Annotated in this window: 13 protein-coding genes and 1 riboswitch; of the genes, 8 read left to right on the top strand and 5 right to left on the bottom strand. The window is 67.9% G+C overall.

Going from position 1 to position 16,146, the window contains the following annotated elements; all coding sequences use genetic code 11:
* Positions 1–117: 117 nt before the first annotated feature.
* Both LJE69_RS12810 and LJE69_RS12805 read right to left on the bottom strand, forming a co-directional pair.
* The gene (locus LJE69_RS12810; protein ID WP_296925620.1) at positions 118–1,044 is read right to left on the bottom strand and encodes a TIGR00730 family Rossman fold protein; all 927 of its coding nucleotides are present in this window, start codon (positions 1,042–1,044) and stop codon (positions 118–120) included.
* A 181-nt stretch (positions 1,045–1,225) separates the two neighbouring features.
* On the bottom strand, positions 1,226–1,933 hold the full coding sequence (locus LJE69_RS12805) for a hypothetical protein (RefSeq protein ID WP_296925617.1): 708 nt from the start codon (positions 1,931–1,933) through the stop codon (positions 1,226–1,228).
* Between the two features lie 388 nt (positions 1,934–2,321).
* Positions 2,322–2,417, top strand: a riboswitch (TPP riboswitch).
* Between the two features lie 137 nt (positions 2,418–2,554).
* On the opposite strand from LJE69_RS12805, the gene thiC reads away from it, so the two are divergent.
* The 4 genes from thiC to LJE69_RS12785 all read left to right on the top strand — a co-directional run bounded on the left by thiC (position 2,555) and on the right by LJE69_RS12785 (position 7,054).
* The gene (gene thiC, locus LJE69_RS12800) at positions 2,555–4,471 is read left to right on the top strand and encodes a phosphomethylpyrimidine synthase ThiC (protein ID WP_296925615.1); all 1,917 of its coding nucleotides are present in this window, start codon (positions 2,555–2,557) and stop codon (positions 4,469–4,471) included.
* Positions 4,472–4,723: 252 nt separating this feature from the next.
* Positions 4,724–4,870: a hypothetical protein gene (locus LJE69_RS12795; protein WP_296925613.1), complete on the top strand. Its 147-nt coding sequence runs from the start codon at positions 4,724–4,726 to the stop codon at positions 4,868–4,870.
* 926 nt (positions 4,871–5,796) lie between these two features.
* On the top strand, positions 5,797–6,168 hold the full coding sequence (locus LJE69_RS12790) for an Mth938-like domain-containing protein (RefSeq protein ID WP_296925611.1): 372 nt from the start codon (positions 5,797–5,799) through the stop codon (positions 6,166–6,168).
* A 175-nt stretch (positions 6,169–6,343) separates the two neighbouring features.
* Positions 6,344–7,054, top strand: coding sequence for a hypothetical protein (locus tag LJE69_RS12785; RefSeq protein ID WP_296925609.1), 711 nt, complete (start codon positions 6,344–6,346; stop codon positions 7,052–7,054).
* 340 nt (positions 7,055–7,394) lie between these two features.
* Here the strand turns inward: LJE69_RS12785 and LJE69_RS12780 are convergent, their stop codons facing one another.
* On the bottom strand, positions 7,395–9,209 hold the full coding sequence (locus LJE69_RS12780; RefSeq protein WP_296925607.1) for an RNB domain-containing ribonuclease: 1,815 nt from the start codon (positions 9,207–9,209) through the stop codon (positions 7,395–7,397).
* Between the two features lie 336 nt (positions 9,210–9,545).
* Between LJE69_RS12780 and LJE69_RS12775 the strand changes: the two genes are divergently transcribed.
* From LJE69_RS12775 to LJE69_RS12760, 4 genes are all read left to right on the top strand, one after another.
* Positions 9,546–10,607 (top strand): folate-binding protein, encoded by a 1,062-nt coding sequence (locus tag LJE69_RS12775; RefSeq protein WP_296925605.1) that lies wholly within the window; start codon positions 9,546–9,548, stop codon positions 10,605–10,607.
* A gap of 23 nt (positions 10,608–10,630) precedes the next feature.
* Positions 10,631–11,497 carry a glutamate racemase gene (gene murI, locus LJE69_RS12770; protein WP_296925602.1) on the top strand — a complete coding sequence of 289 codons (867 nt, stop codon included), beginning with the start codon at positions 10,631–10,633 and terminating at the stop codon, positions 11,495–11,497.
* A 167-nt stretch (positions 11,498–11,664) separates the two neighbouring features.
* Positions 11,665–12,252: a Uma2 family endonuclease gene (locus LJE69_RS12765; protein ID WP_296925600.1), complete on the top strand. Its 588-nt coding sequence runs from the start codon at positions 11,665–11,667 to the stop codon at positions 12,250–12,252.
* A 343-nt stretch (positions 12,253–12,595) separates the two neighbouring features.
* The gene (locus LJE69_RS12760) at positions 12,596–13,039 is read left to right on the top strand and encodes a DUF29 domain-containing protein (protein ID WP_296925598.1); all 444 of its coding nucleotides are present in this window, start codon (positions 12,596–12,598) and stop codon (positions 13,037–13,039) included.
* Between the two features lie 152 nt (positions 13,040–13,191).
* Here the strand turns inward: LJE69_RS12760 and lysS are convergent, their stop codons facing one another.
* Together lysS and prfB are read right to left on the bottom strand one after the other, a co-directional pair.
* Positions 13,192–14,730 (bottom strand): lysine--tRNA ligase, encoded by a 1,539-nt coding sequence (gene lysS, locus LJE69_RS12755; RefSeq protein WP_296925596.1) that lies wholly within the window; start codon positions 14,728–14,730, stop codon positions 13,192–13,194.
* 229 nt (positions 14,731–14,959) lie between these two features.
* Positions 14,960–16,058 (bottom strand): peptide chain release factor 2 gene (gene prfB, locus LJE69_RS12750; protein WP_296925594.1). Its coding sequence is split into 2 segments (ribosomal slippage): positions 14,960–15,982 and positions 15,984–16,058, totalling 1,098 coding nucleotides; the frame shifts between segments, so codons are not numbered across the junction.
* Between the last annotated feature and the right edge of the window lie 88 nt (positions 16,059–16,146).

The following is a 16,146-nucleotide window of genomic DNA, read 5'->3' as shown; positions in this document are numbered from 1 at the left end:
ACAGCGAAGCCCGACGCGCCCTTTGATCTAACCGCCTGATCGTCGGGCCTCCTGGCGTCGGCCCGACCTACAGCAGCCGCCTGACGCGAAGCCGCGACAGGCTTTCTTGACGCTATCTCAGCCGGCGGCAACGTCCGCGTCGCCCCAGAAGTCGCGGATCAGCGCCCAGGCGTCCTCCGCGGTCTCGACGAACTGGATCAGGTCGCGGTCCGGCGGGTCGATGGTGCCCTCCTCCACCAGGGCGTCGAAGTCGACGATACGCTCCCAGTAGTCGCGGCCGAACAGCAGCACCGGCACCCGACCCACCTTGCGGGTCTGGATGAGGGTCAAGGTCTCGAACAGCTCGTCCAGCGTGCCGTAGCCACCGGGGAAAACCACGAGCGCGCGGGCGCGGAGCACGAAGTGCATCTTGCGCACTGCGAAGTAATGGAACTGGAAGGACAGCTCCGGCGTGACATAGCGGTTCGGGCGCTCCTCGCGCGGCAGCACGATATTGAGCCCCAAGCTCTTGCCGCCGGCCTCGAGGGCGCCACGGTTGGCCGCCTCCATCACGCCGGGACCGCCACCGGTGACCACCACGTAGTGGCGGTGACCGTTCTTCTGCGAGACCTCGGTGATCATCGCCGCCAGCCGCCTGGCCTCGTCGTAGTACCTGGCCTTGGCGACGATGCGCCGGGCAACCGCCGCGCGGCGGGCCAGCTCCGGGTCGTCCGGCGCCGCGGCGGCGGCGTCCGCGGCGGCCCGCAGCCTGGCGCGGGCGATGTCGGGCTCGGGGATGCGGGTGCTGCCGAAGATGACCACGGTGGACTCGATCCCTTGCTCCTGCTGCACCAGCTCGGCCTTCAGCAATTCCAGCTGGAGGCGCACCGGACGCAGTTCCGGGCGCCGCAGGAAGTCTAGATCCGCGTAGGCGAGCCGGTACGAGGCCGAGGCCATCTGCGGGCTCTCGCCAGTCTCCTCTCCGGCGAGCGACGGTGTGTGCTCCTCCGCGGCGCTGGGCCAGGGGCTTTGCTGGAGATGGTCTGGCGCGTGGGAATCGGGCATCGACCGGGCCTGCATCGGGTCACCAGCGCACGACGAATGCGCCGGTTGGGCTAAGACTAAAGTCTAATGGGGGGGCTTCACGTGGACGCAAGGCGCCGCTGGACGGTGGCGCTTGGCCGCGCGTGCAAGAGCCGCGGTCGCCGCCCGCGCAGCGCGGGGGCGGCGCGGGTAGGGCGACTGCTCAGCCGGCGGGCTCGCTGCCCGACTTCTCGGCGATCTGCTGGTGCAGCTTGTCGATCTGATCCTTCAGGTGCTGCGGCAACTGATCCTTGAGCTCGTCGAGTTTCTGCATGACGCCCTTGGCGGAGTCGAGATCGTTCTCCTCCAGGTACACCCGCGCCTTGGCGATCAGCTCGTCGGCCTCGGCGCCGACACTCTGGGTCATCTGGCTGCTCTTCTGCGCCATGGCGCCGGCAAGCTCGCTGGTCTTCTCCGCCGCGGCTGACGCGGCTGCTGCTGCGGCGGCGCTGGCCTCGGCACCGGCCTGCTTCAGACTGGCGGTGGTCTCGTTCGCCCGTTCCCTGACCGCTTCCAGGGCCTCACTGGCGGCTTTCGCGGCCGCAGCCCCGAACTGCTCGCCGGCTGCCTTGAGGTTCGCCGCCGCCTCTTGGGCCTTTTCCCGGGCCGTGGCAAGCTCTCGGTTGACCATGTCGGTGGCCGTGCCCTTCGATTCGGACGGGGTGGGGCTGGCCGGCACTTCCGGCGCAGTGCTCGCCGGCGTTTCCGGCGCGATGCTCGCCGGCATTTCGGGCGCGGTGCTCGCCGGAGCCTCGGCTGAGCCGGTCTGCGGCGGCGGCGCGGTGTTCTGCTCTTTCCCGGACTGATTGCCCTGGTCGCAGCCGGCCAGCACGAGCGTCAGGGCCAACGTTGATGCGGTGGTGAGGGTCATCAGTGATGTGATTTTCATACAGCTATCCTCCAGCACGTGGTGTCTGTCTGCCTGTTCGGCCCAGGGAAGAGCTGACTTAGTGGCCATCCAGGCCAAGAATCGGAGGGAACCACAAAGAACCCCGGTCTTGCGATTCCTTCCATTGCAGCGGCTCAGGCCGTCGAAAATGACGAGGCATCCTGCCCCACACGGAATGTGCGGATAAATCGCCGTTTCCCGAGGGCGGCCGACAATGCAGGCTAGCGCAAGTCAGTGAACAAGAGATGACCGGCCGGGTCGCATTCGCCGCCGTCCGGGCGCTTTTCCATAACCGACGCACGGGAATGGCAGGCTTCCGGCCGCTGACGCTTGTTGTTGCAATCGGCCAGGCGTTTGGCTAGCGTGCGATCAGTCCTGCTAGGGGTGCCCGTCGCAGGCGGGCTGAGACAGTCCCTTGGAACCTGATCCGGTTGATACCGGCGGAGGGAAGCGAGGACGAGCCGAAGCCGCACCCAGCCGTTCGCCTTCCCGCTCGCGACGCCTCCGCCCGCGCGGCCCGCCCCCGCGATCCGCCCCCCCGCCATCCGCTCCCTGGACCCACCCAAGGGGCACGATGGGCCGACCATGCTGTGAGGAGCCGCCATGAGCGCCATTCCCGAAGACTTCGTCGCCACCACCGCCCGGCTGTCGGACGAGGTCACCCGCCCGTTCCCTGCCTCCGCCAAGCGCTACGCGACGGGCTCGCGACCCGACATCCGGGTACCCATGCGCGAGATCGCGCAGACACCAACGCCCAAGGGAAGCGTCACCGCGGCCACGGACACGACGGGCGCCGAGCAGAACCCGCCCATCTGGGTCTATGACACCTCCGGCCCCTACACGGACCCGGACGTGACCATCGACCTGCTCCGCGGCCTGCCGGACGTGCGCAGCGGCTGGATCGTGGAGCGCGGCGACACGGAGCCACTTGCCGGCCCGACCTCCGAGTTCGGCCGCCGCCGCCAGCAGGACCCGCAGCTCGCGCATCTGCGCTTCGAGCACCTGCGCTCGCCGCGCCGCGCCAAGCCGGGCCGCAACGTCACCCAGATGCACTACGCTCGCCGCGGCGAGATCACGCCGGAGATGGAGTACGTCGCCATCCGCGAGAACATGCGCCTCGACGAGCTCAAGCGCGACCCGCGCTACGAGAAGCTCCTGCGCCAGCAGCGAGGCCACGCCTTCGGCGCCGCGCTGCCGGACAGCATCACGCCCGCGTTCGTCCGCGACGAGGTCGCACGCGGGCGCGCCATCATCCCGGCCAACATCAACCACCCGGAGCTGGAGCCGATGATCATCGGCCGGAATTTCCGGGTGAAGATCAACACCAACATCGGCAACTCGGCCACCACCTCCAGCATCGAGGAGGAGGTCGAGAAGATGGTCTGGTCCGCCCGCTGGGGCGGCGACACCCTGATGGACCTCTCCACGGGCAAGAACATCCACGAGACCCGCGAGTGGATCCTGCGCAACGCGCCCATGCCCATCGGCACCGTGCCCATCTACCAGGCGCTGGAGAAGGTCGATGGCAAGGCGGAAGAGCTCACCTGGGAGATGTTCCGCGACACCCTCGTCGAGCAGGCCGAGCAGGGCGTGGATTACTTCACCATTCATGCCGGCGTAATGCTGCGCTACATCCCGCTCACCGCCGACCGCGTCACGGGCATCGTCTCCCGCGGCGGCTCCATCATGGCCAAGTGGTGCCTCGCCCATCACCGGGAGAACTTCCTCTACACCCACTTCGGCGAGATCTGCGAGATCATGGCGGCCTACGACGTCGCTTTCAGCCTCGGCGATGGCCTGCGCCCCGGCAGCATCGCCGACGCCAATGATCGCGCCCAGTTCGCGGAATTGGAGACCTTGGGCGAGCTGACCAAGCTCGCCTGGGAGCACGATGTCCAGGTCATGATCGAGGGGCCGGGGCACGTGCCGCTGCAAATGATCGAAGAGAACGTCACCAAGGAGCTGAAGGACTGCTTCGAGGCGCCCTTCTACACCCTGGGCCCGCTCATCACCGACATCGCGCCGGCCTACGACCACATCACCTCCGGCATCGGCGCCGCCAACATCGGCTGGTACGGCACCGCCATGCTCTGCTACGTAACGCCCAAGGAGCACTTGGGCCTGCCCAACAAGCAGGATGTGCGCGACGGCATCGTCACCTACAAGATCGCCGCCCACGGCGCCGACCTCGCCAAGGGCCTGCCCGGCGCTCAGGTGCGCGACAACGCGCTCAGCAAGGCGCGCTTCGAGTTCCGGTGGGAAGACCAGTTCAACCTGTCGCTCGACCCGGACCGCGCCCGCGAATTCCACGACCAAACCCTGCCCCACGACTCCCACAAGGTCGCCCACTTCTGCTCCATGTGCGGCCCGCACTTCTGCTCCATGAAGATCACGCAAGACGTGCGCGACTATGCCGAGGCGCACAAGCTCGACGACGCCGAGCAGGCCATCGCGGTTGGGATGCACGAGAAGGCGGAGGAGTTCGTGCGGGAGGGGGGGCGGATCTACCGGGAGGTCTGAGGAAACCTCTTGAGATCGTCATCGAAAACGCGGCGATGGCGGTCGCACGCTCCGGACGAGTGAGCTGCGCTACCGCCGCCTAGAAACTGCTTGCCACGTTGCGCACGGTCTCGGCCTCGCGCGGAGCGTGGAAAGTGTGGCGCCGGTACGTGGGCCACACTGATGCGCGACGGCTGACCACTGTGCGCGACAGCCGCGCCGCCCACGTGACGCGTGCGAGCGACAACCACGGCCACCACCGCTCAAGACTTGATGCTGAGCCATCGCCACCGCTACACGGTGGAAGATGACTACCACATGGCGGGCGCCGATATCCTGGCGCCGGGCTCGCGCGTGGAGCTGATCATCGCAATCCCGGGGCTGCCGGGCTGCATGCTCGACCTGCGGCGACTTGGCTGAGCCGGGGCGCCCGCTTCTCTCGTCGCGAAGCTCCGCCCTTGCTCGCCGGACTCGATGTGCTCCAGTTGGGGCAAGGCGGGCTCACTGGCGCTGCAGCAAAGGGGACCAGGGATTCGTGCACAGCGCGATGGTGAGCGAAGCGCGACCCTGGTGACCGGCGGCCGCGGGCAGAACGGGCGTTGGCGGCGGCTTACGCCCGCAGCTGGCGCAATGCCGCCGGCTCCAAGTCCAAGAGCGCCGCGATCTCCGCCACCGTTGTTTCGCGATGGCGGGCAGGTCCTGTTCCGCCCGCACCATGACGGCTGCACTGACCGAAGGCGCCGGCAACCGGGAGCGCCGGCATCTTGCCGGCTCCTGGGAGCGCCGGCGTCTCGCCGGCTACTGGGAACCGGGGCGTCTCGCCCCGGAAACAAGACGCTGCCGAAAGACCGGGGCAACCACTCGCCGCCTTGCGAAGCGTCCCGCGCCGGCGGCTGGAAGCCGCCGTTCCCAGTTGCCGGCAAGATGCCGGCGCTCCCGGCAGGCCGGCGGCGTGCAGCTGCCGGCGCGCTCTGCGCCGGAACGCCCCCGCACTCCGCACTTCGCACTTCGCACTTCGCACTTCGCACTCAGAGCATCCAACATCGCACACCGCACCCCGTACTCCACACCCCGTACTCCGTACTGAGACTTCCGATGCCCATCCGCCAAGTCCTCACCGACCAGCGCAGGCCGGTGAAGAGGCATACAGGGACGGCATCAGCCCTTCGGCTCCACTGGCATACAGTCGCACGTAAAGCGCGTCGTCACGGGTTGCCCTGTAGCAGCGGGGGAGAGCACCACACATTGGCAACCAGGCTGCCAGTTGCAAGCGGCTTGAGATCGGGCATCATGACCCGATGCCGTGTGACACAACGAGCAAGAGATTCTCAGTCCGTAGGCAGACTATGAAATTCGCCGAAATCGAAGACACCGGCGCGAACCTCATCGAGTCCTATGGCGAGGGACGCGTGCGCATCAACGGCCGCGACTATGCCCGCAGCGTCGCGGTGTCCGCGCGGCACGTGGCGCTGGATTGGGGACCGGACGAGATGGCCGGGCTCACCGCGGAGCACCTGGAAGCTGTGCTCGGTGAGTCCACGCAGGTGCTGATCCTCGGCACTGGCACCCGGCAGCACTTCCCGGCGCCCAAGGTGCAGTTCGCGCTGCTGGAACGCGGCATCGGGCTGGAGGTGATGGACACCGGCGCGGCCTGCCGTACCTACAACATCCTGGTGAGCGAGGGCCGCGACGTGGTGGCGGCGCTGTTGCTCGACTAGTGCTTCGCTGCGGAAATTCCGAGACCGAGCTCCCTCGTTGTCGTGGTCGTGGTCGTGGTCGTGGTCGAATATCCGGACGGTTGAGATCACGATAACAACAACGACAACGATCCGAGACGATCTCGAGACCCGCGCGCTGTTACAAGAGTTCGCCCGCACTCCGCACTGCCCGCCCATGGACCGCAAAATCATCCTTTACACCCTCGCCGCCGCGCTGATGGCCTTCATCGGCATCATGCTGATCCTGTCCGTCCTGCCGGACAAGCGGCCCGGATTCGGGCTCTATCCCTGGCACGTGAGCCGGGATGCGGCGGGCCGCGTCCGCGTCTTCGATCTCACCGTGGGCGAGAGCAGGCTCGCGGACGTGCGCGCGCTGCTGGGGGATGAGGGCAAGATCAATCTGTTCGAGAACCCGGACGGCAGCCACAGCGTCGAGGTCTATTTCGACAACATCCTGCTGAGCAACCTGCAAGCGGACTGGCTCGTGACGCTGGATGTGTCGGAGGATCAGCTCGGCGTCATGTACGACCGCGGGCTTCGCATCAGCAAGACCGGCAGCGGCAGCCACAAGGTGAAGCTGGACCCGGCGGACGTCGAGCAGCTCGCGGACACGCCCATCCGCGTCCTCACCTACCTGCCCTGGAAGCGGCTGGAGCCGCGGGACATCGTCGGCAACTTCGGCGACCCCGCCGAGCGGCGCACGGAGGAGAGCGGCGTCGTGCACTGGCTCTATCCGGACAAGGGCATGGACGTCGCGCGCGATGCCAAGGGCGGCGTGGTGATTCAGTACCTTAATCCAGCGGACTTCGAGCGGGCCGTGGCGCTGCTGCCGGCGCCGGCGAACCCACGGCTGACGCCGAAGCCCGTCGAGCGCAGGCTACACTGACGAACAAACACCACGAGCACGCCATGGAGGCGCTGTACGACCGCGTGGCCGGACACCGCGCCATGCTTCACACCTGCCGCAGCGCGAAGGCTACGCCGACCTCGACGCTGTCTGCAGCGAGGGTGCCGAGCAGGGTATCGCGCAGGGTATCGCCCGCTCCATTCTGGCACTGCTGGAGGATCGCGATCTCCCCGTCGATGCGGCGACACGGGCTCGCATAGAAGGCTGCCGTGACCAGGCTCAGCTGCAGCGCTGGCCGCTGGCCGCCATAGAGGCCAGCGACACGGAAGAGCTGTTTATCTGACGCACCGGCGCGCTCCGGCAGCCGGCATCCGAGCCCTCATCCCAGCACCCGAAACCGCGCATCCAGGTCGTACAGGTCCACCTCGGCGATGCCGAGGCGCAGATGCTGATCCAGGCTCAGCTCCTGCTTGGCGCGCAGCTTGGTCTCGAACGCGAGCTCGGGAATCAGCAGCGTGTCCTTGCGCTCGCCGAGCTCCACGACAACGCCTTCCCCCCGCCAGTCCTTGTGCCGCATGAGATACACCAGCTTCCAGTGCTGGTTGGACTGCCGCTCGGTGCGGCGCACGGCGATACCGCCCTGGTCCGCCTCGCCGGCGCGGGTGCTCACCTGCTCCGCCGTCAGCGGCTCGCGGCCGGCCAGGGTGGCGCGGATCTGCTGGTGCACCAAGAGATCCGCGTAGCGGCGCAGAGGGCTGGTGGCGCGGGCATAGGCGTCGAGGCCGAGGCCGAAGTGCGGCGCGGGCTCGATGGTGGTGCGGCTCGGCTTGAACTGCCGCCGATAGGCATACATGGCCGCCATGCCCTCCGGGTGCTTGATGCTGTCCGGCGACGGCTGCGTGGCGTGCGGGATCACGAGCCCGCGCTCCCCGCACCAGCGCGCCGCGGCCTCGCCGGCCATCAGCATCAGGTCCGTCACCATGGCGCGGGAGCCGTGGCGATCGATGGGACGGATGACGATCTCGCCGTCCTGGATGCGGATGCTCACCTCGGGCAGGTCGATGCCGGCGGCGCCCTGGGCCTCGCGGCGGGCACGGAAGCGTTGTGCCGCGGCGTCGAGCGCCGCGAAGGGCGCATCCACGAGCCGGGTCTCGGCCTCGGCGTAGGTGAGCCGCTCGGCGCGGATCAGGGTCGGGCGGATGTCGATGTCCGCGAGGCTGCCGTCCTCGTCGCAGCGGAAGCCGAAGGACAGCGCCGGCGAGGTCGCCTGCAAGCCCAGGCCCAGTTGCTCCGTCACCGCCGCCGGCAGCATGTTGACGACGCCCTCGGGCAGGTAGAGGTTGGCGCCGCGGGCGCGGGCCTCGCGGTCGAGCTCGCCGTCGGGGGCCACCAGCACGGCCACGTCCGCCACGTGCACCCAGATGCGTTCGCCGTCGAGGCTGACGGCATCGTCCGGGTCCTGGTTGCCCTCGTCGTCGATGGCGAAGGCCGGCAGATGGGTCAGGTCCAGCCGGTCCTCGTCCGGCAGCGGCGGCACCGCCAGGTCCGGGTCGCCAACGGCCACGTTGCTGCGCGCCGGATAGGGGTTGTGCTCGGCAGTCCAGTAGCCGACCCGGGTCAGCAACCGGTGCGCGGCTTGCGGCGTCTCGGGCAGATCCAGGGCCTTGAGGATGCGGCTGTGCTCGCTCTGCTGGTTGGCGAGCCGCTCCACCTCGGCGAGCCTGGGGCGGTCTTCGTCGATCATGCGGCCCTGCCCGAGCCGCTCCATGAAGCCGGCCCATTCCTGCTCGGCGCGGGCCTTGGCCTCGCGCTCGGCGCGGTCCTGCTCGATGGCTTCGCGCGGGCGCGGCAAAATGGCCTCGGCCGTGCCCTGGAAATACAGCCCCTCTGCAAGCAGCTGCCAGACGGCCCAGGCGCTGGTGGGGGTGAAGTCGTCGTAGATGAGCTCGGCGAGCTCCTTGAGATTGGTCTCGGCTCCCTCGAGCAGCTCCCAGGCGTCCTCCAGGTTCCCGGTGCCGGGCTCGCCGAGGTCGGCCAGGCGCCGGAGCGGCCCCGGATGCAGCGGTGTGATGTCCTTGGGCCGTACGCGCTTGGTCTGGCCGCCGGGCACCTCGATCTCGATCTTCTCGCCGACGCTGACGACGCGGGCGGGGTGAATCTTGTAGAGCACGAGACTGTCGGCGGCGAGCGGCATGGGCGGGTTCTTCCGGAATGGGGCTGCCGCGGACACGGCAGCCCAATGCGTCGATAGCGGCAAATGGTGGGCGCCTGCCGGGGGCATCGGGGTCACCGCCGTGAGGACATCAGCGACAGGACAACCGCCGCAGCGGCCCCATATGGGCTGCGCGAATGTCTGTCCCGGGAGACCGACAGCGGTGGACGACAATGTCACCAGGCCGAGCGATGCGCCGGCGCCGCTCCCGGCGCCGTCTTGCATAGACGCCTTCTTGGGCAGACGTTACGGGCAGGCACCCGTTATGCTTCTCAGCCTGCCCGTTCCCGTCACCATAAGCAAGGGAGACCCGACACCATGAATCCGGATTGGCAAGCCTTCCTCGGCGCACGCGGCGCGCGCGTCATCGGCGACGGCGGCGCCAACGACGGCGCGGCAGCCTTTGCCAGCGCCCCCGCCGACACGCCCTGCGCGCTGACGGATCTCTCGCATCTCGGCCTGATTTCAGTCGGCGGCACGGAGGCGGCGGACTTCCTGCAAGGCCAGCTCAGCAACGACGTCCGCGAGCTGTCGGAGACGCATACCCAGTTCAGCAGCCATTGCAGCCCGAAGGGCCGGATGCTGGCCAACTTCCGGCTGCTGCGCTTCGAGGACAGCCTGTTCCTGGTGCTGCCGCGCCGCCAGATGGACGCACTGCTGAAGCGACTTCGCATGTTCGTGCTGCGCGCCAAGGTGAGCATCGACGACGCGAGCGATGCGCTGGTGTGCTTAGGCGTCATCGGCACCTGCGCGGACGATGTCCTGGCCGCCCGCTTCGGCGTCCTGCCGCAGGGCGACAACGACATGATCCGCGCCGGCGAGGCAGCGCTGATCCGCGTCGCCGGCACGCTGCCACGATATCTGTTCATCGGCTCCGCGCGCGAGGCCCAGGCCGTCTGGACCGACGCCGCCGGGCACGGCGCCGTCGAGGCCCATCCGGATCTTTGGGCACTGCACGACATCCGCGCCGGCATCCCGACGGTGCTGCCGGAGACGGCGGACGCCTTCGTGCCACAGATGACCAACATGCAACTCATCGACGGCGTGAGCTTCCACAAGGGCTGCTACACGGGCCAGGAAGTAGTCGCGCGCATGCAGTATCTCGGCAAGCTCAAGCGGCGCATGTACATCGCCCAAACCGAGATCGATCTCGAGACCGGCACGGCACCCAAACCGGGCGACCCGCTCAGCGCCGCCGGCAGCAGCTCCGAGCAGGGTCCGGGCCGTGTGGTGGATGCACGTGCATCGGCGCCCGGCCGCTGGGAGCTGCTGGTGGTGGCCGAGATCGCCGCCGCCGAGGGCAGCGAGCTGCGACTCGGCGACGACGGCCCTGTGCTGAAGCTCCGCGAGCCGGCCTACGGCTTCGGCGAGGCGGCCTGAGCGCGGCGGGCAGCGCGGACACCGTGGTCGGGACGGACACCGAAGCATCGTCGCCGGGCGCCGGGGATGAGGTCCGCGCCGCCGCCGCGGCCGGACCCATCGGCGTCTTCGACTCCGGCGTTGGCGGCCTCACCGTGCTCGCCGAGATCCGCCGCGCCCTGCCCGCCGAGCACCTGCTGTACGTGGCCGACTCCGGCCATGCACCCTACGGTGACCGCCCGAACGCCGCCGTCCGCGCGCGGGCCGAGGCCATCACCGGGTTCCTCATCGAACGGGGCGCCAAGGCCATCGTCATCGCCTGCAACACCGCCACCGGCGTCGCCGCGGCGCACCTGCGGGCGCTGCACGACCTGCCCATCATCGCCATGGAGCCGGCGCTGAAGCCGGCGGCGGCCTGCACCAGGAGCGGCGTCGTCGGCGTGCTGGCCACCAGCGGCACGCTGAAGAGCGAGAAGTTCGAGGCCCTGCGCGGTCGCTTCCACGGCGCCGTGGAGGTGCTGACCCAGCCCTGCCCGGGGCTGGTGGAGCTGATCGAGGCCGGCGACTTCGCGGACGAGGCGTTGCGCTGCCTGCTAGCGGATCTGGTGCTGCCGCTGACGCAGCGCGGCGCCGATACGCTGGTGCTTGGCTGCACCCACTATCCGCTGGTGCGCGCGCTCATCGCCGACATCGCAGGGCCGGACGTGACCATCACCGACACCGGTGTCGCCGTGGCGCGGCAGGTGCAGAACCGGCTCGCGGCGGCGGGCTTGCTGCGCGATGCCCCGCTGCCCCGCGGGCGGCCCGGGTCGCTGGGCTTCTGGACCAGCGCGCCCTCACCCAACGCCGCAGCAGTGCTGATCCAGCGGATTTGGGGCGAGGGCGTGCCCGTGGAGCCCTTGCCCTGTTGAGCGCATATACTGACCGAAGCTGACGCAATCCGGTCGTGGCTTCGATGAAGGCGGCCATGGTCGGTCGGGCCGACGCTGGAGGCCCGACGATCGGGCGGTTACATCGAGGGCCACGACCGGATCTTCTCTGCACGCTCTTGGCCAAGACAACCGATTGGAGCCCCAGCATGTCTGTCCAGCCCGTCCCGCACCTGAGCTTCGACGATTGGCTCGCCGCCGAGCGCGCGGCCACGGATGCCCGCAGCGAGTTCGTCGATGGCGAGATCTTCGCCATGACGGGCGGGACTGAGGAGCACAACCTCATCTCCGTCAACGTCAGCGCCGAACTGCGCGCCCAGTTCAAGCGCCGCCCCTGCTACGTCTACGCCGGCGACATGAAGGTGCGTGTCGACACCGATAACGTCGGCGCCTATCCCGACATCATGGCCGTCTGCGGCGAGCGTACCTTCCACGACCAGCGCCGGGACATCATCACCAACCCGACACTGATCATCGAGATCCTGTCCGACTCCACCGAGGCCTACGACCGCGGCGACAAGTTCGCCCACTATCGCCAGTTGCCGAGCCTGAAGACCTACGTGCTGATCTCCCAGCACCGCGTCGCCGCCGAGCTCTACGTCCGCCAGGACGACGGCCGCTGGCTGCTCAGCACCTACGACAGCCTGGCGGACACGGTGCCGCTGGAGTCCGTGGACGCGAGCCTGGCGCTGGCGGAGGTCTATGACAAGTTGGAGCTGCCCGACACGGGCGAATAGCACCGGGCCGCAGCCACGGTTGCTCCGCGCGGCGGCCCCTGCGAACGACGCATTGATGCTCGCGAAGCGGTGCTTGCAGACGCGATCTCGGAGCAGAGAGCGTGTGCAAGGATACGGTGTAGGTCGGCGCAGCGTAACCCGACGTTCAGCGTCGGTAACCGGTTAATTGTCGGGTTACGCTATCGCTAACCCGACCTACGCTCCGCTCGATTTCGGAGTCGCGAGCAATACTTTCACGGTCTCAGAGCATCGCAACCAGATCACCAGACGAGCGGGCGCGAAGTCCCTGCACCGGCGCTATGCCGCCCCCAGCACCGAGCACCCGGACGAGGCCAGCCATCCGATGACACTCTACGACACCGACTTCTACGCCTGGGCGGAACAGCAGACCAAGCTGCTCCGTTCCGGCCAGCTCGCGCAAGCGGACATCGAGCACATCGCCGAGGAGATCGAGAGCATGGGCCGCCGCGAAAAGCGCGAGCTGCTGAGCAGGCTGGCGATATTGCTGATGCACCTGCTCAAGTGGCAAGTCCAGCCGATGCTACGGGGCAACTCCTGGCGCGCCACCATCAAGGTGCAGCGGCGCGACATCGAGCGCCATCTTGCGGACAACCCCAGCCTGAAGGCCAAGCTGCCGGAGATCCTGGCCGCCGCCTACGGCGATGCGACCCTGCTCGCCTCAAGAGAGACGGGCCTGCCGGAAGCGAGCTTTCCGCCGTCGCTGCCCTGGTCCTTCGAGCAGATCATGGATGGCGGGTTCTGGCCCGAGGATGGTGATGCCGCCTAAGGGAACCAGCGCCGCGCGACGCAGCTGGCCGGTGGTCCAAACAGAGCAATGGGCTTCGGGCCACATCCACACCAGCGCGCGCAATCAAGCGTTGCGTCGCTGCGTCATTGCGCGAGCCCTCTGCGGATGCTTGCCTTGGAGCACCGAGATCGTCAGCCGGCCTCTCCCGGTCGCATGTGCGGAAACAGCAGCACATCCCGAATGGACGGCGAGTCGGTGAACAGCATCACCAGCCGGTCGATGCCGATGCCCTCGCCGGCCGTCGGCGGCATGCCGTGCTCCAGGGCGCGGATGTAGTCGGCGTCGAAGTGCATGGCCTCCAGGTCCCCCGCGTCCTTCTCGGCGACTTGCTTCCTGAAGCGCTCGGCCTGGTCTTCGGCGTCGTTCAGCTCCGAGAAGCCGTTGGCGATCTCGCGGCCGCCGACGAAGAACTCGAAGCGGTCCGTCACGAACGAATCATCGTCGTTGAGCCGGGCCAGGGGTGACACCTCGGTCGGGTAGGCGGTAATGAAGGTGGGCTGCATGAGCCGGCTCTCCACCGTCTTCTCGAAGATCTCCACCTGCACCTTGCCGAGGCCGTAGCCGGGCTTGAGGTGGATCTCCAGCCGCTCGGCGATGGCGCGGGCGCGCGCCGGGTCGTCCAGGTCTTCGGGCGCGATGTCCGGGTTGAAGTGCAGGATGGACTCGCGCACGGTCAGGCGCCCAAACGGCTGGGAGAGATCGTAGTCGTCGCCCTGGTAATGGATGGTCGTGGTGCCGAGCACCTGCTCCGCCAGGGCGCGGATCATCTGCTCGGTGAGGTCCATCAGGTCCTGATAATCCGCGTAGGCCTGATAGAGCTCCAGCATCGTGAACTCGGGGTTGTGGCGGGTCGAGAGCCCCTCGTTGCGGAAGTTGCGGTTGATCTCGTAGACCCGCTCGAAGCCGCCGACCACGAGGCGCTTCAGGTACAGCTCCGGCGCGATGCGCAGGAAGAGCTGCATGTCCAGCGCATTGTGATGGGTGATGAAGGGCCGCGCCACGGCACCGCCCGGGATCGCCTGCATCATCGGCGTCTCGACTTCCAGGTAGTCCCGGGTGTTCAGAAACTCGCGGATGAACTGCACGATGCGGGTGCGGGTTTGGAAAGTCGCCCGCGCCGACTCGTTCATGATGAGGTCCAGGTAGCGCTGGCGATAGCGACTCTCTTGGTCCGACAGGCCGTGCCACTTCTCCGGCAGCGGCCGCAGCGACTTGGTGAGCAGCCGCAGCTGATCCACCTTGATGGAGAGCTCCCCAGTCTTGGTCTTGAAGAGCTGCCCGGAGGCGCCGACGATGTCGCCGATGTCCAGCTCTTTCTTGAAGCGGGCGTAGTCGTCGGCACCGAGCACGTCCCGCTGCACGAACAGCTGGATGCGCCCGGACATGTCCTGCAGGTGCGCGAAGCTCGCCTTGCCCATGACCCGTCGGCTCATGAGCCGGCCAGCCACCTTGGCGCGCACGTTGCGCGTTTCCAGCTCCGCGCCGTCCATGTCGCCGTACTCGGCGTGCAGTTCGCCGGCGACGACGTTGCGGCGGAAGTCGTTCGGGAAGGCGACGCCCTGCTCGCGCAGGGCGGTGAGCTTCTCGCGCCGCTGGGCGATGAGCTTGTTCTCGTCCTGCTCCGGCTGCGCCGGCGTGTTGTTGCCGTCGTTCGGCTGCTTATCGTTCATGGTTCCAGTTACATCATCTTGAACGTGCGGTCGCTGCGGCCCGGTGTTTTCGTGCGGCGGATGCGCCTCGCCTCTCCGCCCTGCACACAGGGCGAGCATTCTTGTTCCGCGCGGAAACACGGCCAGTGTAGGTCGGGTTAGCGCAGCGTAACCCGACGTTGCGGCAGGGCAAGCCATTGATTATCGCGTTACGCCATCGCTAGGCCGCCCTATGCCTAGCCCCTGATCTTTAGAGTCCGCTCTTCAGACTCGCCTCGATGAACTGATCCAGCCCGCCGTCGAGCACCGCCTGGGTATTGCCGGTCTCGATGTTGGTGCGCAGATCCTTGATGCGGGACTGATCCAACACGTACGAGCGGATCTGGCTGCCCCAGCCGATGTCAGCCTTGCTGTCCTCCACCGCCTGGGCGGTCTCGCGGCGCTTCTGCATCTCAAGCTCATAGAGCTTGGCCTTGAGCTGCTTCATGGCCTGGTCCTTGTTCTTGTGCTGGGAGCGGTCGTTCTGGCACTGGGTCACGATGCCGGTCGGCATGTGGGTGATGCGCACGGCGGACTCGGTGCGATTCACGTGCTGGCCGCCAGCGCCGGAGGCGCGGTAGACGTCGATGCGCAGGTCCGCCGGGTTGATCTCGATGGCCACCGAATCGTCGATCTCCGGCGACACGAACACGGCCGCGAAGGACGTGTGACGGCGGTTACCCGAGTCGAACGGCGACTTGCGCACCAGCCGGTGCACACCGGTCTCGGTGCGCAGCCAGCCGAAGGCATGGTCGCCCTGCACGGCGACGGTAGCGGACTTGATGCCGGCCACGTCGCCGGGCGAGGCCTCCATTAGCTCCGCCTTGAAGCCGTGCTGCTCCGCCCAGCGCAGGTACATGCGCAGCAGCATCTCGGCCCAGTCCTGGGCCTCGGTGCCGCCGGAGCCGGCCTGGATGTCCAGGAAGGCGTTGGCGGCATCCATCTTGCCGGAGAACATGCGGCGGAACTCCAGCTCGCCGACGCGCTGCTCGTAGCCCGCTAGGTCCGCGGCGACGGCATCGATGGTGTCGGCGTCGTTCTCTTCCGCGGCCATGTCGAGCAGGTCGGACGCATCGCCGAGTCCGGCATCCAGCTCCTCGACGGTGATGACGACCTGCTCCAGCGCCACCCGCTCACGGCCCAGGGCCTGAGCACGCTCGGGGTCGGACCAGATGTTGGGATCTTCGAGCTCCCGCAGGACCTCGGTCAGCCGTTCCTTCTTGCCGGCATAGTCAAAGATACCCCCTCAGGGACTGCACGCGTCCCTGGAGGTCGGCGATCTGCGCACGGATCGGATTGATGTCTTGCATGGTGCGATGTCCGTCGGGAAAACCGCCAATTTTAGCTTATTCGGCAACGCGACAGGGTACGCGTGCAGGTCTCCGCGGACGTACGCTG

This window comes from Thiohalocapsa sp. (assembly GCF_022340605.1).
Classification (GTDB): domain Bacteria; phylum Pseudomonadota; class Gammaproteobacteria; order Chromatiales; family Chromatiaceae; genus Thiohalocapsa.
This window is presented reverse-complemented; position numbering and strand designations above follow the sequence as displayed.